At 57.3% G+C, this 255-nt stretch carries 1 protein-coding gene; it reads right to left on the reverse strand.

Annotated features, from left to right (window positions below; all coding sequences use genetic code 11):
* On the reverse strand, positions 1–223 hold a 223-nt coding region (locus AB4Y34_RS42410; RefSeq protein WP_368719012.1), incomplete at its 3' end, for a hypothetical protein.
* Between the last annotated feature and the right edge of the window lie 32 nt (positions 224–255).

Raw genomic sequence — 255 nt, forward strand, 5'->3', positions numbered from 1 at the left:
TATCGATCGCGCGCAAACGGGAAAGCGAGACCGGTCGGTTGCCGAAGCAGTCTTCCAGGAAACTGCGGACAAAGGGCACGTAGTTGCGAATGGTCGCTTCGGTCAGGGCACGCGCTTCTCGCAAGTATGCTACGTAGTCCTTTATACTGTGCTCAATAGGCGACAGTTGGGAAACCGGTGCCTTCTCAGCGGGAATCAACTGCTTGCTGCGTAGAAATTCCATGAGATGTCCGAGCGCGGCGCGATCTCCGCGGC

Source organism: Paraburkholderia sp. BR10954, assembly GCF_040965775.1.
Lineage (GTDB): Bacteria > Pseudomonadota > Gammaproteobacteria > Burkholderiales > Burkholderiaceae > Paraburkholderia > Paraburkholderia youngii.